Source organism: Vibrio xiamenensis, from assembly GCF_900100015.1.
Taxonomy (GTDB): Bacteria; Pseudomonadota; Gammaproteobacteria; order Enterobacterales; family Vibrionaceae; genus Vibrio; species Vibrio xiamenensis.
Window position 1 is genome coordinate 275,588 of record NZ_FNDD01000001.1, and the last position, 20,133, is coordinate 295,720.

Sequence of the window (20,133 nt, forward strand, 5' to 3'; positions counted from 1 at the left end):
ACCGAAAACCGCTCTAGGCCGAAAGTATCTTTGGTACTAAAACAGCTTACTTGACCAACCGAGCTTACTCCTCAAAACATGGTAGTAGCTGTAATCTTGAGGATGAATCAAGCGCAGTACATTAGGGCTTTGGTAAACAAGGATTTCGTCTCCCGGTGAAACGGGAAGAGAGATCTGTCCGTCGCAGCTCACCTCTTGAGTGCCGCGATTAGAAGGAGAAACAATCAGCTTTATTTTGCGATTACCGTCCACTACCAGCGGGCGGCTAGACAGAGTGTGTGGAAACATCGGAACTAAGGAAATTGCGTTTAGACTTGGCGATAAAATCGGACCGCCACCAGAAAGGGAATACGCAGTTGAACCGGTTGGCGTTGATACTATGAGGCCATCAGAGCGTTGAGAAAACGCAAAGCTGTCATCGATGTACACCTCAAATTCAATCATATGGGCGATTTTTCCAGGGTGAAGTACAGCTTCATTTAGCGCAGTATTGTGGCTTTTGATTTGTCCGTGGCGATGAATTTCTGCTTCCAATAGAAAACGCTCTTCTTCTATATATGCGCCCTGCAACACGTTTTTCAGCGTGACGCGAAATTCTTCTGGGTCGAGGTCGGTGAGGAAACCTAAATTACCGCGGTTGACGCCAATCACTGAGATATCAAAACGGGAAAGTACCCGAGCTGCGCCAAGCATGTTGCCATCACCACCCACTACGATGGCTAAATCGGCCTTTTCGCCCAGTTCGAGCAAACTAGCGAAGTGTTCCGCCGGAATATCCGCCAGAATGTCGCGCAATCTATCATCAATAAACACCGAATAGCCTTGTTCGGATAACCAGCAATAAAGCTCTTTATGAGTTTGAATTGCTTGCTGATCTCTTGGCTTGCCTATGATGGCGATGGTGTCAAAAGGTGTTTTCATAACTTTTCCGCACTAATTGGGCTTGAATCGAGTCTCGTCATCCCCATAATAATGGCAAGTTACGTATTTATGCGAATTTTTATGTGTTTGACGCTGAAGGTATCAGTGATGACCACTTTAAGGTTGAATTCTCGGAGATATTCATGAGCAACGAAGAAAATAAATTGAACGAAGAAGAGCTGCAGCAGCAAGCCGAGCAACAAGACGCGGAAGTTGATGCTGTAGGTATGGAAGCGGACATCGATTGGAATGAAGAATCCGATGACGTAGATGGCAAAATTGCTCAGTTAGAAGCGGCGCTACTGGCGAGCGAAGCGAAAGTCAAAGAGCAACAAGACAGTGTACTTCGCGCTCGCGCAGAAGTAGAAAACATGCGTCGTCGCTCTGAGCAAGAGATTGATAAAGCGCGCAAATACGCGCTAAATAAGTTCTCTGAAGAGCTATTACCAGTTATCGATAATCTCGAGCGCGCAATTCAAGCTGCAGATGCTGAAAACGAACTGGTGAAGCCAATCCTTGAAGGTGTTGAGTTAACGCACAAAACCTTTATTGATGTAGTGACTAAGTTTGGCCTTAAAGAAATTAACCCTGAAGGCGAAGCGTTTAATCCTGAACTTCATCAAGCCATGTCGATTCAGGAAAGCCCAGATCACGAGCCAAATACCGTGATGTTCGTGATGCAAAAAGGTTACGAGCTCAATGGTCGAGTGGTTCGTCCTGCCATGGTAATGGTATCTAAATAAGCTTTTGGGTGTTCGTTAGAGATAAAGGGGGCCTTTGTAGCCTCCTTTTTATTGCGCCGAGTTTTTAACCCTGATGGTTGAAAACAGCGGATTTGTACAAATACACAGCGAAACGAATAAAAACCTCAACTTTTTTTTCATTCGCCCTTGAAAACACATTTGCCGCCCTTATCTAAGGTGCATAAGAGAAGCAAACATTATTGTTTTTGTTTGTGAGCAGGGTTGAATCCCAATTCTCCATCCCCACATTGGGGATATAACCAAACGAAAATAGAATTTATTCGGAGATAGCCTGATGGGTAAAATCATTGGTATTGACTTAGGTACTACTAACTCATGTGTTGCTGTATTAGATGGCGACAAACCTCGCGTTATTGAAAATGCTGAAGGTGAGCGTACAACAGCATCGGTAATTGCATATACAGATGGTGAGACGCTAGTTGGTCAGCCTGCAAAACGTCAAGCTGTAACCAACCCAACTAACACGCTATTTGCAATTAAGCGTTTAATCGGTCGTCGTTTTGAAGACGAAGAAGTACAACGTGATATTTCAATCATGCCGTACAAAATCGTTAAGGCCGACAACGGTGATGCTTGGGTAGAAGCGAAAGGCCAAAAAATGGCAGCTCCTCAGGTTTCAGCTGAAGTACTGAAGAAAATGAAAAAAACCGCTGAGGATTTCCTTGGTGAAGAAGTAACTGGCGCAGTTATCACTGTTCCTGCTTACTTTAACGATGCTCAGCGTCAAGCAACTAAAGATGCTGGTCGTATCGCAGGTCTTGAAGTTAAACGTATCATCAACGAACCAACAGCGGCTGCACTTGCTTACGGTTTGGATAAAAAAGGCGGCGACCGCACTATCGCAGTTTACGACCTTGGTGGTGGTACATTTGATATCTCAATCATCGAAATCGATGAAGTTGAAGGCGAGAAAACGTTTGAAGTTCTAGCAACCAACGGTGACACTCACCTAGGTGGTGAAGACTTTGATAACCGCATGATCAACTACTTGGTTGATGAGTTCAAAAAAGAGCAAGGCATTGACCTAAAAACAGATCCACTTGCAATGCAACGTGTGAAAGAAGCGGCAGAAAAAGCCAAAATTGAGCTTTCATCTGCTTCTCAAACTGACGTTAACTTGCCATACGTGACTGCGGACGCAACTGGTCCTAAACACATGAACGTTAAAGTAACGCGTGCGAAACTAGAATCTCTAGTTGAAGACCTAGTTCAACGTTCTCTAGAACCACTAAAAGTTGCCCTAGCGGATGCTGACCTAACCGTTGGTGACATCACCGATGTTATCCTAGTGGGTGGTCAAACTCGTATGCCAATGGTTCAAGCGAAAGTTGCTGAATTCTTTGGTAAAGATGCTCGTAAAGACGTGAACCCTGATGAAGCAGTTGCGATTGGTGCTGCAATTCAAGGTGGCGTACTTGCTGGTGAAGTGAAAGACGTTCTTCTTCTTGACGTGACTCCGCTGTCATTTGGTATTGAAACCATGGGCGGTGTGATGACCAAACTTATCGAGAAGAACACCACTATCCCAACTAAAGCGAACCAAGTGTTCTCGACTGCTGAAGACAACCAAAGCGCAGTAACAATTCACGTTCTGCAAGGTGAGCGTAAGCAAGCGATGTACAACAAATCTCTAGGTCAATTTAACCTAGAAGGTATTCAGCCTGCGCCACGCGGTATGCCACAAATCGAAGTGACTTTCGACTTGGATGCCGACGGTATTCTGAACGTGTCAGCGAAAGACAAAAACACCGGTAAAGAGCAGAAGATTACTATCCAAGCTTCTGGTGGTCTAAGCGACGAAGAAATCGAGAAAATGGTTCAAGAAGCAGAAGCCAACAAAGAAGCGGATAAAAAGTTCGAAGAGTTAGTGACTGCACGTAACCAAGCTGACCAAATGATCCACGGTACTCGTAAGCAAGTGGAAGAAGCAGGCGATGCTCTACCAGCAGACGAGAAAGAGAAAATTGAAGCTGCAATTTCTGAGCTAGAAACAGCGAAGAATGGCGACGACAAAGCTGCTATCGATGAGAAAACTCAAGCTCTGATGGCTGCTGCTCAAAAACTGATGGAAATCGCTCAGCAACAAGCTCAAGCACAGCAAGCTCAAGGCGCTGATGCAGGCCAACAACAAGCTCAAGAAGACGACGTTGTTGATGCCGAGTTTGAAGAAGTGAAAGACGACAAGAAATAATTTCTTGGTTTGATCTCTTGATTTGATATAGGAAGTGTCGGTAGTAATAGTCTTACCGCACTTCTTAAATGAAGAGATAACATTGAAATGCTTCATTTGCGCGGGCGTTTGGGGAAACTCATACGCCCGTCTATGTGTAAAGCGTGTCCGTATAGCTAAGGCGATCCTTTATCTATATCGATATATAACCACCAAGCGGCACAGGGCCGTTTGCAGTAACAATTGGTGACGAGCAACATGTCTAAACGTGATCTTTACGAAGTATTAGGTGTCAGCCGTGACACCTCAGAGCGTGATATTAAGAAGGCGTACAAACGCCTTGCAATGAAGTATCACCCGGACCGTAATCCGGATGATGCGCAAGCGGCTGATAAATTTAAAGAAGTAAAAGAAGCGTATGAAATTCTGACCGACTCACAAAAACGTGCAGCCTATGACCAATATGGCCACGCCGCATTTGAACAAGGCGGCGGTGGTTTCGGTGGCGGCGGCTTTAGTGGTGGCGGTGCAGATTTCGGCGATATCTTTGGTGATGTGTTTGGCGATATCTTCGGCGGTGGACGCCGTGGTGGCGGTCAAGCGCGCGCTCAGCGTGGTGCCGATTTACGTTACAACATGGAACTGACGCTTGAAGAAGCGGTTCGTGGTGTGTCAAAAGAGATCGAAGTACCGACTCTGGTTCACTGTGATTCATGTAATGGTAGCGGTGCGAAGAAAGGTTCATCGCCACAAACCTGTCCTACCTGTCATGGCCATGGCCAAGTTCAGATGCGTCAAGGTTTCTTCGCGGTGCAACAGACTTGTCCAACCTGTCACGGTTCGGGTCAAATCATCAAAGATCCTTGCGAAGTGTGCCACGGTAAAGGTCGCAAACAGAAAACCAAAACCCTTAACGTTAAAATTCCAGCTGGCGTTGATACTGGTGATCGCATTCGTCTTTCTGGCGAAGGCGAAGCTGGGGAAATGGGCGCACCAGCCGGTGACTTGTACGTGCAAGTCCATGTTAAGGAGCACCATATTTTCGACCGTGACGGTAACAACCTGCACTGTGAAGTGCCAGTGAGTTTCTCAATGGCGGCACTTGGCGGTGAAGTGGAAGTGCCAACCCTTGATGGCCGCGTGAACCTCAAAGTTCCAGCTGAAACTCAAACCGGTCGCATGTTCCGTATGCGTGGTAAAGGTGTGAAAGGCGTTCGCGGTGGTGTGGGTGATTTGATTGTGAAATTAGCCGTTGAAACTCCAGTAAACCTAAGCGCGCGTCAAAAAGAACTGCTGCGCGAATTTGAAGAGTCCTGCGGCGGTGATGCGGCAACCAAGCATAAACCCAAGTCGGAAGGGTTCTTCCAAGGTGTGAAGAAGTTCTTTGACGATTTAACTAGCTAATCAAGCGTTAATAACGACTTATCAAGTGGTCCTTGTGGTAAACAAGGGCCACTTTTTTTATGTCTGGTAAAATACCAGCCTTGCTTTGGCTTTGATTAAGTGTCTGATGACTGGCACAGTTATTGTAGTGTAGGCTTAGCATGCTCTGCTTTTATGTGGGGTTTTATTTTAAGGCAAGGGAAATAAGGTAGTAGGGGAACGAGAAATGCCTAAAAAATCACTCTCACTAGAGAATCGAATTCGCCAAGACTGGGATAAGCTGTCGAGCTACGAGCAGCAACTCGCTGACGTTCTACTAGCAGCGCCGGGAAAACTTGCGACCAATACGGCAACAGAATTAGCTGAGAGTGCCGGGGTTTCCAAAGCCACCACATCGCGATTTTTTCGACACCTAGGCTATGAAAGTTATGACGAAGCTCGTCGTCAGGCGCGCGAGATGCAAAACAGTGGATCTCCGCTTTATCTCCAGCCATTGGCTGATTCTCCAAGCATCGAGCACATCGTGCAATCTCATCTAGAAAAAGAGATCGCGAACTTAGTCAATACCTATCGGCTAATTGATCTCCAGCAGCTTGACGAAATGGCGTCGGCCATCGCTAAAGCAAGGCGTGTGGTGGTTTTGGGCTGGCGTCACAGCTACGCTATCGCCACGGTGATTTATCGTGACCTGATCAATTTGCATCAGGATGTACGTCTGCTTCCGCGTACGGGAGATTCGTTGGCTGAGCATCTTGCCGCTTTGGATCCACAAGATATTGCTATTTGTGTGGGGTTAAGACGTCGCATGGCCATTCTAGATTCGGCGATGGGAGCGTTGAGTGAATTGGATGTGCCGATGATTTACATCACTGACTCGTTGTCTGGTAAATCAGTCAAGCATGCTAAGTGGATTCTTCGTTGTCACACCGAAAGTAGCATGATGTTTGACAGTACCGCATCCTTGTCTGGGGTGTGTAACTTGTTGACCTCGTTAGTTGGCCAGAAAGTTGAAAAAAGTGGCAAAGATTTGCTCTCGCGAATTGAATTAACGCATCAATGGATCGATGAATTGAGCTAATTCATGCTTTAGTTTGGTGCGACTTGGCTCACAAAACTCCCCTTTATTGTGCAATTTATCATTATTTCTGAGTATCTTTTTACTGATTAAGAAAATTGTGAAACAATAAAAATAAATTTTGAAACAAATGTTTCCATTTGATTTTAAAGGTTAATTTTGTGTTTTTGGTGGTTATTTAAACGAGTGGTTTTCATTTGTGGCACAATAACTGCTCTATCTCTAGAGGTGTTTTATGCAAGTAAAGGAATCTAGAGATGAAAAAAGTCACCACCTTACTGATGGCGGCGTTAACGCTTGGAGCGGTCGCCACCGCCAATGCGGATACCCTTACGGATATCAAAAGTAGCGGAAAAATGACAGTGGGGATCGACCCAACGTTCCCTCCTTACGAGTTTACCAATAGCAGTGGTGAGATCGTCGGCTACAGTGTCGAGATCATGAAGTCATTTGCCAGCGAGCTTGGCGTTAAACTGGAAATGCAGAAAATGTCCTTTGGTGGCATTTTACCTGGGCTTATTTCTGGATCGTTTGATGCGGAAGGCTCTTCACTTAACTACACGCCTGAACGAGCGAAAAAAGTCGCGTTCACAGTTCCATACAGCAAAACCGTCAATGGTGTCATGATGCGCGCTGAACTGGCACAAAAACTCGCGACTAAAACGCTTTCGGTCGACGATTTATCCGGTTTACGCGGCGCAGTGAAAAGCACCAGTGTTCCAGAAAAACTACTCAAACAGTTTAACCAAACCCTTACTAAAGCGGGCAAAAAGCCCATCACCATCATCAGTGTTGATACGCTCGATCAGACTGTTTCGACTTTAATGACCAAACGTGCTGACTTTGTGATGGATGACATTTCTGTGCTGGCTCCTCTGCTTAGCAAATACCCAAATCGGCTTAAGAAAGTTGGCGAACTCGGCCCAACACAGTGGATGGGATGGGCAACTCGCAAACAAGATACAGCGTTAAACCAAGCAATTAGTAAACACATTCTGGCAATGCAAGAAAGTGGTGAGTTGGCCAAATTGCAGCAGCAGTTCCTCGGTGCGACATTCACCGTACCCGCCGATAACTTTATTTCTGAGGAGTAAAATTGATGTGCCAGAATATTCATGTACCTGCTGGTCAAGGCCAAACCTTTACCGTGCGTAAAGGTCAGCACATTACCGTGATTGATAGTGAAGGGCAGCAAGCTGCAGATTTTGTTGCGGTGAACGCCAATGATATCAATGAGAAGTTATCGCCGGTGCATACTCGCCAGCATCTTCGCTCACTGTTTTTTAAACCAGGAGATGAGCTGTGGTCGAGTCACAATCGTCCGATGTTGAAAATCGTCTCCGATACTATTGGTATTCATGATGCCAACGTACCGGCTTGTGACCGTACTCGTTTTAGCATTGATTTCGCGGTAGAAGGGCATCGTAACTGCGTTGATAACTTGCTTGAAGGAATGCGCGAGTTTGGCGTGACCTATTACAGCCTTCCTGAGCCGTTTAACTTGTTTCAAAACGGTCCGGTTACCGCTGATGGCAAAATGGAAGTCACTGACCCCAATAGTAAGCCTGGCGATGCCATTACTTTTGAAGCTTTGTGTGATTTGGTGTGCTCGGTCTCTTCATGTCCTCAAGACATCATTCCAGGCAATGGCCTACAAGTGACCCCTATTGACGTTCGCGTTGATAACCAACCGATTTAGAACCAGGAGAATAGCATGTTGTTAATGCGAGAAGCGTTTAGCGAAACTGGAGCCCGAGAGTTGGCCGAGTCGGTGACTGTTGAGGCGGGTACGGCGGGTACGATTAAAGTACTACGTGGCCAATTACTTCGCATCACGGCGCTGGAAGATGGTGCAGTGGCCTCTTTATTTGGCTTTAGTCTAGCGGAGCCGAATCAATGGTTGTCGGTGCACCACACCCGTGTGTTTAGTAATAGCTATTTGCTCGGTTCGGGAATGCGTATGGTCAACAATCGTCGTCGTCCGGTCATGGTGCTGGGTAAAGACGACGTGAAACGTCATGATTTATTGCTTCCGGGTTCGACCACTTCATGGCTTGCTGAAAATGGATATCAGGGGCAAGGGTGTGTGGAATCGGTGCAGGAGCAGTTGAATGCACTGGGTATGTCGGTGCCTAAGTTACCGGATCCCATCAATCTATTTATGCATGTCGATTTGACCCGTGAAGGCAATATTGTTCCTCAGCCAAATTTAACCAAGGCCGGAAACAGCCTGACGTGCCGCGTTGTGAGCGATACTCAGTTTATCGTTTCGACTTGCAACACTGGCATTGAAGGCAACGACAAACCTGGCGCAGTGCAGTTATCGGTCGCCGAAGATTTATTCGACTTTAACGCGTAATAGAGGCAACGATGGGGATAAGTGAACAGGTTCTAGCGGCGCTTCCTGAACTTGGTCAGGGATTATGGCTCACGGTGCAATTGACGGTGATGGCCTCGCTATTGAGTTTATGTATGGGGCAATTAGGCTGCTATTTACAACTTCGTTCCTATCGTTTCTGGCGTTTTATAGGCCGCTGTTATGTCAGTGTTATGCGCGGTACGCCAGCGATTGTGCAATTGTTTGTGGTGTTTTTTGCCCTGCCGACGATTGGACTTGGTGGTCAGCCAATGCTGGCCGCCGTTATCGCCATTGGCCTTAATAGCGGCGCGTATGTGAGTGAAATATTGCGCGTTAACCACTCGATGGTGTCCGCAGGTCAGCTTGAGGCCGCGCGAACGTTAGGGTTAACACGCAGAATGACTTGGTGGTATATCACGACGCCGCAAGTACTGCGCGCCAGTTTACCTATGCTGGTCAACGAATTCACCATTCTACTGAAAACTACGCCACTGGCCTCGGTTGTGGCACTGACTGAGCTCACTTATTCAGGGCAAATTGTGATTGCGCGAACTTATGAAGCTAGCACGGTGATGACCATAGTGGCACTCGGCTACATGTTGATCGCATTTCCGCTAATTAAGTGCGCTCGTTATTTTGAGTTGAAGAGAGGGTAAGCGAATGGATTGGTCTTCTGTCATCAGCTCACTGCCGACGTTAACCGATGGGTTTATTTACACCTTACAGCTGTGTTTATTGTCCGCCACGTTGACGCTGTTATTCGGCGCGTTTATCGCCTTTGTGCTGCTACGTAATCCATTAAGGCTGCGCCGAGTTGCGCAAATCTACTCGGATATCACGCTAACTTTGCCATTGCTGATTGTGCTTTATGTGTTGTATTTCGTCCTTCCTGAATACAACGTTGTTTGGTCCTCACCAACGGTTGGGGTTGTGGCGTTAACGCTTTATTACGCGCCTTATGTTGCACAAGTCATTCGCGCAGCGATTATGAATTTGCCACGTGGTCAGTGGGAGGCGTGTCATTCACTTGGCATGAGTCGACGTCAAACCCTTGGCAAAGTGGTGTTGCCGCAATGTTTGCCGCAGATGATTTCCCCATTGGTCGGATTGTTGATTGGCTTAATCAAAGACTCGGCACTGCTGTCGGTGATTTCCGTGCAGGAGTTTATGTATGCCGCTAAACAGGCCATCTCAGATACCTATGCACCGCTGGAAATTTACCTCACTGTCGCGGTCATTTATTGGATTTTAAACAGCCTTATTGATTGGCTTGCCCGTCGTACTGAGTCTCGTATGACTCGCTATCTCAACGCGGGCGCCTAGGAGAATGGAATGAGTAATGAAATAGTATGTCGTCAAGAAATGACGATTCCTGCTCGTTATGGCAAAGCGGTGCGCTTAGCCAAAGGCGAAGCAGTTCAAGTAGTGAATGTGCATGGCACTCAAGTGGTCGACTGCTGGGCATATAACGCCGCTGATATAAACGAATACATGTGTATGGAAGCGACTCGGGTGTGGAATCAGCGTTTAAATCCAGTGGTTGGAGATAGCTTTATTACCGACCAACGCCATCCGATTCTAACCTTGGTTGAAGACACTTCTCCCGGTGTTCATGATTCGTTTATGGCGGCTTGTGATGCAAGACGTTATGAGCTTTTGGGTTGTACTGAACCACACCGTAATTGCCACGATAATTTGCATGAAGCGATGCAAGAACTGGGCGTGACATTGCCACATGGTAATTTGGCGTCGTTGAATATTTTCATGAATATTCAAGTCCAGCCAGACGGTATTACCTTAAACACTTTGCCAACAGTGACGCGTCCTGGTGATTATATAACACTGCGCGCCGAGATGGATTGCTATGTGGCGTTTTCCGCTTGCCCACAAGATATTGTCAGCATTCAAGGCCAAGGCGATAACACGCCAAAAGACGCTTATTTACGTGTGCTTACTAGCGGCTTTCCTCAGCCAGAAGTGACAGGTGCTTGGGTGCCCAATCCCGCATAACGGATACGATGAGTCAGCCAAAAGCCTGCTTTAAGCAGGCTTTTTTACGCGCGATGTTCAGCGCCAACATTCATCCGGTGTGGATAATCCGTTGTGGGAGAGCGTCAATTGTTGGTAGCTCGATTCGCCGCAGCGGTCGAGATGCTGGCCACTTGAGATTTTAGGATTGGCGAGAATGGTGTAACTGTGAGTACTGGCTGAAACGCTAATCTGATAGCGACTGGCATCGCCGGCACAAATCATACACTCTCCAGAGGAGATAATGCCGCTGAGCTGATAGCCAGCTAAGTAGTTTTGCTCAAGTTGGAGTTGAATTCTAGCCATATCGGTTTGCACCGCTTTGCGATGGTTTTCGAGTACGTAGCGGCTGTAATTGGGGTAGGCAAGGGATGCGAGAACACCAATAATCGCCACCGCTATAATTAACTCGACCAAGGTCATACCTTTGTTCTTCATCACTGTTTCCTTGCAGCTATTTTTTCGAAATTATTCGAGTTGTCGACGCGAATGTGCGACGTGATTGCGAGTTACTGGTAGGATTAAAGCATCAAAGTTATAGACAGCTCATTGTTTGAAAAGGATTTTGGGAATGAGTCGTGGGTTTACCATACTTGAATTACTTATCAGTATTGCGGTGATGACGATTTTACTCAGCGTGTCATTGCCTAACTTTTCTGCATTGTCAGGCCAAGCGCAGATGACCAGCTTAGCCAGTTCACTGCAAGGCTTTCTCTACCAAGCCAAATCCGAAGCGATTTATCGTAACCAAGACTTGTGGGCGCATTTTGTGATGCCCAACTCTGAGGCTACACAAGGGCAATGGGAGATTCAGCTCACCGATTCTCAAGACGAAGATGGTGAAGTTCTAATGCGTTTTTCTGGCGCGCCATACGCGCAAATTGAAGTCATTCCTAACTTTGCTGCTGACCAAATCAAGTTTGATGGTGTACGCGGCAAAATTAACAATGGTTCAATCGAGTTTCATCAAGTCAATTTGCAAACTAAGTCGCTGAAGTTGTCGACCTCTTACGGTGCGAGCCGAATTAAAATTTGCGGAGAACACGGTGCGGCTTACGGTTACCCAAACTGCGCCTCTTAATTGCCACGTGATGCTTGCTCAGCGCGGCGCCACCCTAGTCGAGTTATTGGTCGCTTCGTTGCTCTCTTTGCTGGTTATTGGTGTGATCGGCAGTATGTTTATCAGTAGCCAAAATTCTGCTTTGTCGCTCAGTCGTCAGTTGATGCTGAGTCAAAATCTAAGCTCAGCCATGGCGCAGCTGAAAGAAGATGCCGAACGCGCGGGCTATAACGGTCAGATAGCGTACTCACTCAAGTTATCGGCGGCCAGTGATATTCTCACGGTTAGCTCTGGCGCCTTAGGTTTTGTGTATCGCCAACCTGAGCCCACAAGTGACCCCTTATTTCATGTGGTGTATCGGCTAGAGGCGCTATCTAGCACACACAACAGCCTTAAAATTTGCGAGAAATCGTCTGCACAACTGCTGACCATGGTATCCGCCGCCGCATCAGGATCTGGTGGATATTGTTACGCGCTATTTGATCCCAATCTTATTAATATCACCAGCTTTAGCGTCACAAGCGGATCGCTCGTCGGTGAGAACGCTAAACGCCAAAGTGTTGAGCTTTCCCTTAACGCAGCTTTGACCGAATGGCCGCAGGTGACGCAGCAACTATCACTGCAGATTCATAGTGACAATTGGCAATGAGGCGAGGGCAAAGGGGGATTGCGACGCTACTCATTACCAGTATGCTGCTGGCGGCGGCGTTATTGCTGACATTGGCCAGTTATAAAAGCGTGTTGTATCAAATCAAGCGCGCCAACAATGAGGTGTCTGCTCGCCAGCAGTTTTGGCAAGCGCAAGGCGCGCTTGAGTGTGTATTTAGCGCTGCCAGATTGGCGCCGTTATTGTGGCAAGAGAGCTTAGCTGAATGCCAAGTACTGGGGCAAAGCCAAATTGAAGTCACTCAACTGAGTCATCAAGTCTTTTCAATCGTGGCGAAATCCAGTTTTGCCACTGTAAGTAAAACCTTGCAGCTTGCGACGCCGTCCAACCCGAGTGCCGTGCAGGCAAGCTCCCATCTGTATTTAGCCAATGGGCTGGTGGTGAGCCCAGAGCCCCATTTACCGCTTGATGATAGCGAGTGGGCGTGTTCGATATTGCGTTATCGCGGCGCGCTTTTCATGCATGGTGAAGTACAAAACCTTGGCTTAAGTGACATCGATAGTCCGTATACTGGTTTTGGGTTAATGCAAAGCTGCGGCAGTGAGTATCAAACCGAGTTGTCTCTTACAACGCCTTTGCATCTTGAGGTAGGTACCACTTCCACTCAACTAGAACAAGACATTCGCTACGAGCCCAATTTAGCGAGCTTTGAATCGCTGTTTGGTGTGCCAAGAGCGCAGTGGTTTGAGGTCATGGCGCAGCGTGAGTTTTTCAAAATTGCCGTCACGCCACTGACGACTAGCGGTGGTGATATGCTGTTTAGCGCGCAAACCTTGCCTGAACCAAGCTTGGTCAGTGACTGCGGTGAGCGCATTGAAGCCGCGCTGCAAGGCGGCGAAAACTTGATTTGGGTGTACGGAAGTTGTCATTTGGACAACGATGATCTTTTTGCTCTTGAGCAAGCATCGCAAGCGCTTGGCGGCGCAGAACATGGCGTGATTTTAGTCGTGCACGGCGGCGTTATTTCTTTAAGCGGTGATGGTCAGTTCTATGGTTTGCTCTATCACTTAGTGGAAGACAGCGCAGCATTTGACGCCCAAGTCGCTGACGATTGGCAACGGATGGCGGCAGAGCAATACGCCCAGCTTGAAAGTTTGGTCAGCGGTGAGGAAAGCCTTGCGCTTGATAACGTGGCGTATTTTTCGAATGGTGAGTGGAATGTGCGTGGTGGCTTGGTGCTCGACACGCCGAGCTATTGGTCGTTATACGCAGAGCCTTTAACCGTGACGTTAGACAAAGATTTGCTGAATGCGCCGTTATCAAGACTGATTGATGCTAAGTGGCGCGAGGGCAGTTGGTATGCCAAATAGACAAGGTAATTTCCATTTTCGTGACCGAAGCCATTGCCGTAACCCTGTTCGAGCAGGCGGTTTTAGTTTGGTTGAAGTCTTGATTGCGATGCTGCTCATCGCGATATCTGGGCTGGCTATGATGCGTATGCAAACTGAGTTAACCAAGCGCGCTGAGTTTGCTGAGCATAGCCAAGCGGCACTTCGAGTCATGGATGCCAAGCTTAAGTGGTTTACCTCGCGCGGCGCTTCAACGGCGCTGTCATCTATCAGCGTTGCCGACTTTGCCAGTGATGTGCGAGATGGCCAAGATGCTACTCATCCCGTCTATAAGTTAAGTTGGAGCGTACCGACAATCGCGCTGTCAGGGTCGTTGAAAGTGATTGAAATGGAGGCGTGGTGGCAGGACAGGCACGGCGCGCAGCAACATATTTCAGCGCAAACGTTGCTGTCGCAATTTAGTGAGTTTGAACCTTAAAAAGCTTTTGGCCTACTGGTGACCAAAAGCTTTTTTTGCTGCATTTATCGCATCATCTGGGATCGCCGCGTCTATTTGAGGTAACGGGCGTGGAATTCCAAATGCTCGGCGATAAAGGTTTGAATAAAGAAGTAACTATGGTCGTAGCCGGGCTGCATGCGCACTTCGATATCACGATCCATTTGCTCAGCAATCGCGACAAAATATTCAGTTTTAAGCTGCTCAGCAAGGAAGTTGTCGGCTTCGCCTTGGTCAATCAAAATTGGCACAGATTGTGTGCTGTTTTTCAGTAGTTCACAGCTGTCATAAGCCAGCCAAGTGGCTTTATCATCGCCTAAGTAGTGGCTGAAGGCTTTGTTGCCCCAAGGGCAAATGCTTGGATGCACAATCGGCGAAAATGCTGAAATCGAGCGATATTGCTGCGGGTTTTTCAGGCCGATACTTAGCGCGCCATGACCACCCATACTGTGGCCAGAAATTGACTTCACTTGGGTGACAGGAAAATGCGCTTCAATCAGTTTTGGCAGCTCTTTGGTCACATAAGAATACATGTGGTAGTGCTGATTCCATGGCGGTTGAGTGGCATCGAGGTAAAACCCTGCGCCGAGGCCAAAATCGTAGGCTTGCTCAGGGTCGTCAGCCACGCCTTCGCCGCGTGGGCTGGTATCTGGCGCGACAATCGCAATGCCTAGTTCGGCCGCTTTTTGAAACGCACCGGCTTTTTGCATGAAGTTTTCGTCAGTGCAGGTCAGTCCAGACAGCCAATACAGTACCGGAACTGGGCTATCAAAACTGGCGCTTTCGGGAAGAAAAATCGCAAAGCGCATATCGCAATTGAGGACATCTGAGGTGTGAGTGTATTGTTTGTGCCAGCCGGAAAACACTTTGGCTTGGCTATGTAAAGCAAGACTCATACATGGCTCCTTGATAAAAAGGCCCGTATAACGGGCCTTTGGTCTGTGACCTTTTCGGTTGGCTAATTACTGATCGAACATGATGACGCTGCGAATGCTTTTGCCTTCGTGCATCAAGTCAAACGCGTCGTTGATTTTCTCTAGCCCCATGCGGTGAGTGATAAACTCTTGCAGGCCAAATTCGCCAGCTAAGTATTGCTCAACAATACCAGGCAGTTCGCTGCGACCTTTAACGCCGCCAAATGCGCTGCCGCGCCATACACGACCCGTTACCAATTGGAATGGACGCGTAGAAATTTCTTGGCCAGCACCAGCGACACCGATGATCACGGATTCGCCCCAACCTTTGTGACAGCACTCAAGCGCGCTGCGCATCACGTTGACGTTGCCGATACACTCAAACGAATACTCAACGCCGCCGTCGGTCATTTCAACAATCACTTCTTGGATTGGCTTATCGTAGTCGTTCGGGTTGATGACATCGGTTGCACCAAGCTGTTTGGCGAGGTCAAACTTGCTCTCATTGATGTCGATACCAATGATGCGACCTGCGCCTGCCATACGCGCACCAATGATGGCAGACAGACCAATGCCGCCCAAACCAAAGATCGCCACGTTGTCGCCTTTTTCCACTTTCGCGGTTTTTAGCACAGCGCCCATACCTGTCGTCACGCCACAGCCGAGTAAGCAGACCTCTTCAAGCGGTGCTGATTTGTTCACTTTAGCCAGTGAAATTTCAGGCAGTACTGTGTATTCAGAGAAGGTTGAACAACCCATGTAGTGGAAAATGGGTTCGCCATCTTTGTAAAAACGCGTGGTGCCATCCGGCATTAGGCCCTTACCTTGCGTCTCGCGTACTGCGCTACATAGGTTGGTTTTACCTGATTTACAGAACTTACACTCACCACATTCGGCGGTGTAAAGCGGGATCACGTGATCGCCAACTTCAACGCTGGTGACGCCTTCGCCAACCATTTCGACAATACCGCCACCTTCATGACCAAGAATTGCCGGGAATACACCCTCAGGATCGTCACCAGACAAGGTAAATGCATCGGTATGACAAACGCCAGTTGCCACGATTCGTACCAGAACTTCGCCCGCTCTTGGCAGCATAACGTCGACTTCTTCGACTTTCAGAGGTTGGTTTGGTCCCCAAGCCACCGCCGCGCGTGATTTGATGAATTTATCAGTCATTGGATTTCCTTCGTGTTGTTGGCTGAATAATACAAGACTAGTTTAATTATTTTTTATCGTTTTATAATACGCCTCAAAAGCAAAACACTATTACGTATTTGTAATAATCGGAGGCCAATTGAGTCAGTGGGAAGGCATTTCAGAATTTGTTGCGGCGGCAGAGCTTGAGAGTTTTACGCGCGCGGCGCAGCAGCTTTCAACTTCCGTTGCGCAGGTGAGTCGTCGGATCGGGCGGTTAGAAACCCACCTTGGGGTGAAATTGTTTGTACGCACTACACGTAAAGTCGCGCTTACTGAAGCTGGCCAACTTTATTACCACCATTGTAAGCAATTGGTGTCTGGGCTTGAGACCGCAAACAGCGCGTTAACTGAGCTGCAATCGGCGGTCAAAGGGAAAATTCGCCTTACCGCGCCGGTCTATTTTGGAGAAAACGAGTTGGCGCCACTGCTGACCGATTTTGCCGCTCAGCACAGTGATCTGGAACTTGATATTGAACTGACCAATCGCCAGCTCGATATCGTCGAAGGTGGGTTTGATTTGGCGATTCGCCTTGGCAATTTATCTGATTCCAATTTGGTTGCTAAAAAACTCGGTACGCGCCAAATGCATGTTTGTGCCAGCCCAGAATACATAGCGCAATATGGTCAACCGCACTCGCTGGCAGAGCTTGCCTCCCATCACTGCTTGGTCGGCTCGCAACCCTATTGGCGTTTTAGTGAAAAAGGTTTGCATCGCCAAATTCGTGTTGATGGCCGTTTTCGCTGTAACAGCGGTCATTTTCTCGCGATGGCGGCGCGTAAAGGGGTCGGGATTGCCCAGTTGCCGGATGTGTATGTTCACCAAGATTTGCAGCAAGGTAGCTTAGTCGAACTGTTGTTGCCGTTTCGTGAAAAAGAAGAGGGCATTTGGGCGTTGTATCCGGAGAAAAGTTTTTTGCCCCACAAGACCAAAATGCTGCTGGAACATTTAGTTCAAGGCTTAAAAGGGCGCTGATGATTTAGCGCTTAAGCTAGACCTGCGAAAACGGTATACTTCGCGTCAACTTTCGCCAAATAGATTGAATTGATAGCCACATGTCTGACGTCAACTTTAGCCAGCAAGACCACCAATTTATGCGCCGAGCCATGGCGCTTGCGGCGCAAGCCGAACAACAAGGCGAAGTGCCGGTTGGCGCGGTGTTAGTGCGTGATGGTGAAGTGATTGCCGAAGGATGGAACCAGTCTATTTCTCACCACGATGCCACTGCGCATGCAGAAATGCAGGCTCTGCGCCAGGCGGGGCAAGTGCTGCAAAACTATCGTCTGCTTGATACGACCTTATATGTCACTTTAGAGCCGTGCCCAATGTGCGCGGGCGCTTTGCTGCATAGCCGAGTCAAACGCATTGTCTACGGTGCACCGGATTTAAAGGCTGGCGCTGCCGGTACGGTGTTGAATTTGTTTGCCAGCGATGCGGCATTTCATTATGCGAGCGTGGAAGCAGGATTACTTGAGCAAGAGTGCCGTGAGCAGTTGCAAGCGTTTTTTAAGCGTCGTCGTAAAGAGATCAAAGCGGCTCGTCAGGCGCAACAAGCGAGTGATGAAAGTGAAGTGCAATCGAATTTAGATGCTAAAGCCAAGCGGGATAATAAAGGTCAGTAAACACCGCGCTGGTGTTTACTTTCCTTTAATTTAAGCTAACAACTGCATAAAGGCTCTGTGTCGCCAAATAATTTTCTTTTTATTATTGGCTAGCTTGCGTTTACGACGGTTAGCAGAGACGGTTTTATACAAGCGTTTTGCTTGTACACGACGAGTTCTCATCGAGCTCCTCCCAGTTTCCAACGTAATATTCAACCAATCAGTAAAATGGCGTTTAGTGTTTGCGCCATCTTAGATTTAGCCCGTCCTTTCAACTTAGTTGTGTTTCGCTCGCACTTCAGCACTCAATGGAATTTAAGTTAAGTGGTATCGAAGTTTGACGCAGAATCGTGTTCTAAAAGAAAGGCTGTTATGGCTAATTGTCGCCATTGGTTAGGCGCAGAATAATGTAGGGATATTGGCTGTGAATATCAAGAGGGGAACGCATGTTCCCCTCATTTTTTTGCAGGTTATCGGCGAGTTAGTGAAATTTCCCTTTAACTTCCCGATACATGGCTGTTTGGCTGCGGTTGTGAGACTGGAGTGTCTTTTTCATCAGGATTAACTTCACCATTCTCTTCCAGATCTTGGTCATCACTATCAAGCGCTTCTTCATCGACCAGTGGCACTTCCGGTGACTCTTCTTCAATCAGGCTTTGCGCGCCACTGACGGCTTCTGCAGCTGAGATAACGCTTTGCGGAGGCGTAATCACGGTAAGATCATTGACGTCCACATCGCTGCTATCGGGTGATTGCTGCTCGACGTGGCCAATTATGCTCTGATAATAGCGACGAATGTTTTCGACATAGTTACGCGCTTCATCACCTCGTGCATAGCCATAACGAGTCTGACTGAAGTATTTACGTTGGCGCAGCAGTGGCAGACGATCTTTCACATCGCCCCAGGAATCTGGGTTGGCGCCTTGTTTTTTGGTCAGACGTCTCGCATCCATCATATGGCCGTAACCCACGTTATAGGATGCCAAAGCAAACCAAATTTTTTCGTGCTCGTTAATGCTGTCTGGAATACGTGCCACCATGCGGCGTAGATATTCAACCCCGCCGCGTACTGACTGCTCAGGGTCAAGGCGGTTAGTCACATCAACACTTTTCGCCGTTGGTAGCGTCAACATCATCATGCCACGTACACCGGTTGGTGATTTGGCGCGCGGGTTCCAGTGCGATTCTTGATAAGCCAACGCGGCAATTAAACGCCAGTCAAATTCATCAGAATACTCTTTAAACAGCGGAGACCATTTCGGTAGACGGGTTTCAAGTGAACGAATAAAGGCGCGAGTATCGACATAATCAAACGTACCGATATGGCCTAAATATTTCTCTTCAAGGCTGGCTAAGCGGCCAGATTGCTTCATATCACCAAAGAATTCGATCATCAAAGCATACAAGCTTTCGTCACCAGAGCGACGAGTAAACCAAGACACGGGTTGGTCTTCGGTGAGTTCAAACGCCACGGCTAAGTCAGGGTAGACGCGCTGGGAAAGTGACACTTCCACAGAATCCGCCACGGTAAACATCAGATCGCCCTCAGAGACTTGCTTGAGTAAGTCATTAACATCGGCATTTGGAGAAATTTTGTATTCAAAATCAGGGTTTTGGAACTGAATCGCTGAAAGTGTGCGATTAAAGTGGGCGTCGCCAACGATATTCAGTACTGAGTGGCCTTGGTTAGCGGCGGTTAGCTCAGGCAGGCTAGCCACTAACTGCTCAATGTTTCTCGGCCGCCAATTGCCTTTTTTGTACACTAATTGCTGGCTGACATAGTAATACGCAGGTCCGGTGCGAAAGCGGCGCACGCGATCTTCCGACTGACTAAGGCCAGCGGCGATTAGGTCAATTTCGCCAGTTTCCAGCGCAGGGTAAAGGCTAGAGATACGATACGCGGGTTTCATTTCCAGCTTAACGCCAAGCTGGTTGGCGAACTCGCGCGCGATTTCGTAATCAAGACCGGCAGGGCCGTCTGGACCAATGTAATAAGAGAGTTGGTTGTTTAGGGTACCGACGTGCAATACGCCGCGTTCGCGAATCTTGTCGAGAGCGCTTTTTGGGTTCGATTCAATTTGGCAGCCCGTCAGGAAAAGTAAAGTGGCAAAAATGCTCAGACTGCAGCGTAAAAATTTTTGGTAATGGGTATTCATCAAGAGATTCTCACTATCCGGTAGGGCATTTATAACAGAGCCAGTTCACATC

At 47.9% G+C, this 20,133-nt stretch carries 21 protein-coding genes and 1 pseudogene; 16 read left to right on the forward strand and 6 right to left on the reverse strand.

Annotated features, from left to right (window positions below; genetic code table 11):
• Positions 1-36: 36 nt before the first annotated feature.
• The gene (nadK, locus tag BLS03_RS01190) at positions 37-921 is read right to left on the reverse strand and encodes an NAD(+) kinase (RefSeq protein ID WP_093268525.1); all 885 of its coding nucleotides are present in this window, start codon (positions 919-921) and stop codon (positions 37-39) included.
• A 143-nt stretch (positions 922-1,064) separates the two neighbouring features.
• On the opposite strand from nadK, the gene grpE reads away from it, so the two are divergent.
• The 10 genes from grpE (at position 1,065) to BLS03_RS01240 (ending at position 10,682) form a co-directional block, all read left to right on the forward strand.
• Entirely contained in the window at positions 1,065-1,664 is a 600-nt protein-coding gene (gene grpE, locus BLS03_RS01195) for a nucleotide exchange factor GrpE (RefSeq protein ID WP_093268526.1), read from the forward strand.
• A gap of 295 nt (positions 1,665-1,959) precedes the next feature.
• Entirely contained in the window at positions 1,960-3,876 is a 1,917-nt protein-coding gene (dnaK, locus tag BLS03_RS01200; protein ID WP_093268529.1) for a molecular chaperone DnaK, read from the forward strand.
• 237 nt (positions 3,877-4,113) lie between these two features.
• On the forward strand, positions 4,114-5,259 hold the full coding sequence (gene dnaJ, locus BLS03_RS01205; protein WP_093268531.1) for a molecular chaperone DnaJ: 1,146 nt from the start codon (positions 4,114-4,116) through the stop codon (positions 5,257-5,259).
• Between the two features lie 205 nt (positions 5,260-5,464).
• On the forward strand, positions 5,465-6,316 hold the full coding sequence (locus BLS03_RS01210; RefSeq protein WP_093268534.1) for a MurR/RpiR family transcriptional regulator: 852 nt from the start codon (positions 5,465-5,467) through the stop codon (positions 6,314-6,316).
• 254 nt (positions 6,317-6,570) lie between these two features.
• Positions 6,571-7,407, forward strand: a complete 837-nt coding sequence (locus tag BLS03_RS01215; protein WP_093268539.1) for a transporter substrate-binding domain-containing protein — start codon at positions 6,571-6,573, stop codon at positions 7,405-7,407.
• Positions 7,408-7,412: 5 nt separating this feature from the next.
• Complete coding sequence (locus BLS03_RS01220; RefSeq protein ID WP_093268543.1) at positions 7,413-8,012, forward strand: DUF1989 domain-containing protein; 600 nt, start codon at positions 7,413-7,415, stop codon at positions 8,010-8,012.
• A gap of 15 nt (positions 8,013-8,027) precedes the next feature.
• Positions 8,028-8,672, forward strand: coding sequence for an urea carboxylase-associated family protein (locus BLS03_RS01225; protein ID WP_093268545.1), 645 nt, complete (start codon positions 8,028-8,030; stop codon positions 8,670-8,672).
• An 11-nt stretch (positions 8,673-8,683) separates the two neighbouring features.
• Positions 8,684-9,328 (forward strand): amino acid ABC transporter permease, encoded by a 645-nt coding sequence (locus BLS03_RS01230; protein ID WP_093268548.1) that lies wholly within the window; start codon positions 8,684-8,686, stop codon positions 9,326-9,328.
• A gap of 4 nt (positions 9,329-9,332) precedes the next feature.
• Positions 9,333-9,995 carry an amino acid ABC transporter permease gene (locus tag BLS03_RS01235; RefSeq protein WP_093268550.1) on the forward strand — a complete coding sequence of 221 codons (663 nt, stop codon included), beginning with the start codon at positions 9,333-9,335 and terminating at the stop codon, positions 9,993-9,995.
• A 9-nt stretch (positions 9,996-10,004) separates the two neighbouring features.
• Positions 10,005-10,682, forward strand: a complete 678-nt coding sequence (locus BLS03_RS01240; protein WP_093268553.1) for a DUF1989 domain-containing protein — start codon at positions 10,005-10,007, stop codon at positions 10,680-10,682.
• A gap of 57 nt (positions 10,683-10,739) precedes the next feature.
• On the opposite strand, the gene BLS03_RS01245 is transcribed toward BLS03_RS01240, so the two are convergent.
• A complete protein-coding gene (locus BLS03_RS01245; protein ID WP_093268555.1) occupies positions 10,740-11,138 on the reverse strand; it encodes a type IV pilin protein in 399 nt (132 codons plus the stop codon).
• A gap of 133 nt (positions 11,139-11,271) precedes the next feature.
• Here BLS03_RS01245 and BLS03_RS01250 point away from each other — a divergent pair, with 133 nt between their 5' ends.
• The 4 genes from BLS03_RS01250 to BLS03_RS01265 are packed head-to-tail and all read left to right on the forward strand — an operon-like array spanning position 11,272 to position 14,194.
• Complete coding sequence (locus BLS03_RS01250) at positions 11,272-11,781, forward strand: GspH/FimT family pseudopilin (RefSeq protein WP_093268557.1); 510 nt, start codon at positions 11,272-11,274, stop codon at positions 11,779-11,781.
• Positions 11,747-12,409 (forward strand): PilW family protein, encoded by a 663-nt coding sequence (locus BLS03_RS01255; protein ID WP_143015576.1) that lies wholly within the window; start codon positions 11,747-11,749, stop codon positions 12,407-12,409. Before BLS03_RS01250 ends, BLS03_RS01255 begins: the two co-directional genes overlap by 35 nt.
• Positions 12,406-13,737: a hypothetical protein gene (locus tag BLS03_RS01260; RefSeq protein ID WP_143015577.1), complete on the forward strand. Its 1,332-nt coding sequence runs from the start codon at positions 12,406-12,408 to the stop codon at positions 13,735-13,737. The genes BLS03_RS01255 and BLS03_RS01260 overlap by 4 nt, the downstream gene beginning before the upstream one ends.
• The gene (locus BLS03_RS01265; protein ID WP_143015578.1) at positions 13,727-14,194 is read left to right on the forward strand and encodes a type IV pilus modification PilV family protein; all 468 of its coding nucleotides are present in this window, start codon (positions 13,727-13,729) and stop codon (positions 14,192-14,194) included. Before BLS03_RS01260 ends, BLS03_RS01265 begins: the two co-directional genes overlap by 11 nt.
• A gap of 71 nt (positions 14,195-14,265) precedes the next feature.
• Here the strand turns inward: BLS03_RS01265 and fghA are convergent, their stop codons facing one another.
• The gene (gene fghA / locus BLS03_RS01270) at positions 14,266-15,108 is read right to left on the reverse strand and encodes an S-formylglutathione hydrolase (protein WP_093268565.1); all 843 of its coding nucleotides are present in this window, start codon (positions 15,106-15,108) and stop codon (positions 14,266-14,268) included.
• A gap of 66 nt (positions 15,109-15,174) precedes the next feature.
• Complete coding sequence (locus BLS03_RS01275; RefSeq protein WP_093268567.1) at positions 15,175-16,305, reverse strand: S-(hydroxymethyl)glutathione dehydrogenase/class III alcohol dehydrogenase; 1,131 nt, start codon at positions 16,303-16,305, stop codon at positions 15,175-15,177.
• A gap of 118 nt (positions 16,306-16,423) precedes the next feature.
• Between BLS03_RS01275 and BLS03_RS01280 the strand changes: the two genes are divergently transcribed.
• Together BLS03_RS01280 and tadA are read left to right on the forward strand one after the other, a co-directional pair.
• Complete coding sequence (locus BLS03_RS01280; protein WP_093268570.1) at positions 16,424-17,299, forward strand: LysR family transcriptional regulator; 876 nt, start codon at positions 16,424-16,426, stop codon at positions 17,297-17,299.
• An 80-nt stretch (positions 17,300-17,379) separates the two neighbouring features.
• The gene (tadA, locus tag BLS03_RS01285; protein ID WP_093268572.1) at positions 17,380-17,946 is read left to right on the forward strand and encodes a tRNA adenosine(34) deaminase TadA; all 567 of its coding nucleotides are present in this window, start codon (positions 17,380-17,382) and stop codon (positions 17,944-17,946) included.
• A 30-nt stretch (positions 17,947-17,976) separates the two neighbouring features.
• Here the strand turns inward: tadA and BLS03_RS26005 are convergent, their stop codons facing one another.
• Complete coding sequence (locus BLS03_RS26005) at positions 17,977-18,108, reverse strand: hypothetical protein (RefSeq protein ID WP_281241225.1); 132 nt, start codon at positions 18,106-18,108, stop codon at positions 17,977-17,979.
• Positions 18,109-18,632: 524 nt separating this feature from the next.
• A pseudogene (mltF, locus tag BLS03_RS01290) lies at positions 18,633-20,081 on the reverse strand (membrane-bound lytic murein transglycosylase MltF); the annotation flags it as partial.
• Between the last annotated feature and the right edge of the window lie 52 nt (positions 20,082-20,133).

What these genes read in the sequence shown, in the direction of transcription:
- nadK (WP_093268525.1), bottom strand. Translation starts at nt 921, where the DNA reads ATGAAAACACCTTTTGACACCATCGCCATCATAGGCAAGCCAAGAGAT.
- grpE (WP_093268526.1), top strand. Translation starts at nt 1,065, where the DNA reads ATGAGCAACGAAGAAAATAAATTGAACGAAGAAGAGCTGCAGCAGCAA.
- dnaK (WP_093268529.1), top strand. Translation starts at nt 1,960, where the DNA reads ATGGGTAAAATCATTGGTATTGACTTAGGTACTACTAACTCATGTGTT.
- dnaJ (WP_093268531.1), top strand. Translation starts at nt 4,114, where the DNA reads ATGTCTAAACGTGATCTTTACGAAGTATTAGGTGTCAGCCGTGACACC.
- BLS03_RS01210 (WP_093268534.1), top strand. Translation starts at nt 5,465, where the DNA reads ATGCCTAAAAAATCACTCTCACTAGAGAATCGAATTCGCCAAGACTGG.
- BLS03_RS01215 (WP_093268539.1), top strand. Translation starts at nt 6,571, where the DNA reads ATGAAAAAAGTCACCACCTTACTGATGGCGGCGTTAACGCTTGGAGCG.
- BLS03_RS01220 (WP_093268543.1), top strand. Translation starts at nt 7,413, where the DNA reads ATGTGCCAGAATATTCATGTACCTGCTGGTCAAGGCCAAACCTTTACC.
- BLS03_RS01225 (WP_093268545.1), top strand. Translation starts at nt 8,028, where the DNA reads ATGTTGTTAATGCGAGAAGCGTTTAGCGAAACTGGAGCCCGAGAGTTG.
- BLS03_RS01230 (WP_093268548.1), top strand. Translation starts at nt 8,684, where the DNA reads ATGGGGATAAGTGAACAGGTTCTAGCGGCGCTTCCTGAACTTGGTCAG.
- BLS03_RS01235 (WP_093268550.1), top strand. Translation starts at nt 9,333, where the DNA reads ATGGATTGGTCTTCTGTCATCAGCTCACTGCCGACGTTAACCGATGGG.
- BLS03_RS01240 (WP_093268553.1), top strand. Translation starts at nt 10,005, where the DNA reads ATGAGTAATGAAATAGTATGTCGTCAAGAAATGACGATTCCTGCTCGT.
- BLS03_RS01245 (WP_093268555.1), bottom strand. Translation starts at nt 11,138, where the DNA reads ATGAAGAACAAAGGTATGACCTTGGTCGAGTTAATTATAGCGGTGGCG.
- BLS03_RS01250 (WP_093268557.1), top strand. Translation starts at nt 11,272, where the DNA reads ATGAGTCGTGGGTTTACCATACTTGAATTACTTATCAGTATTGCGGTG.
- BLS03_RS01260 (WP_143015577.1), top strand. Translation starts at nt 12,406, where the DNA reads ATGAGGCGAGGGCAAAGGGGGATTGCGACGCTACTCATTACCAGTATG.
- BLS03_RS01265 (WP_143015578.1), top strand. Translation starts at nt 13,727, where the DNA reads ATGCCAAATAGACAAGGTAATTTCCATTTTCGTGACCGAAGCCATTGC.
- fghA (WP_093268565.1), bottom strand. Translation starts at nt 15,108, where the DNA reads ATGAGTCTTGCTTTACATAGCCAAGCCAAAGTGTTTTCCGGCTGGCAC.
- BLS03_RS01275 (WP_093268567.1), bottom strand. Translation starts at nt 16,305, where the DNA reads ATGACTGATAAATTCATCAAATCACGCGCGGCGGTGGCTTGGGGACCA.
- tadA (WP_093268572.1), top strand. Translation starts at nt 17,380, where the DNA reads ATGTCTGACGTCAACTTTAGCCAGCAAGACCACCAATTTATGCGCCGA.
- BLS03_RS26005 (WP_281241225.1), bottom strand. Translation starts at nt 18,108, where the DNA reads ATGAGAACTCGTCGTGTACAAGCAAAACGCTTGTATAAAACCGTCTCT.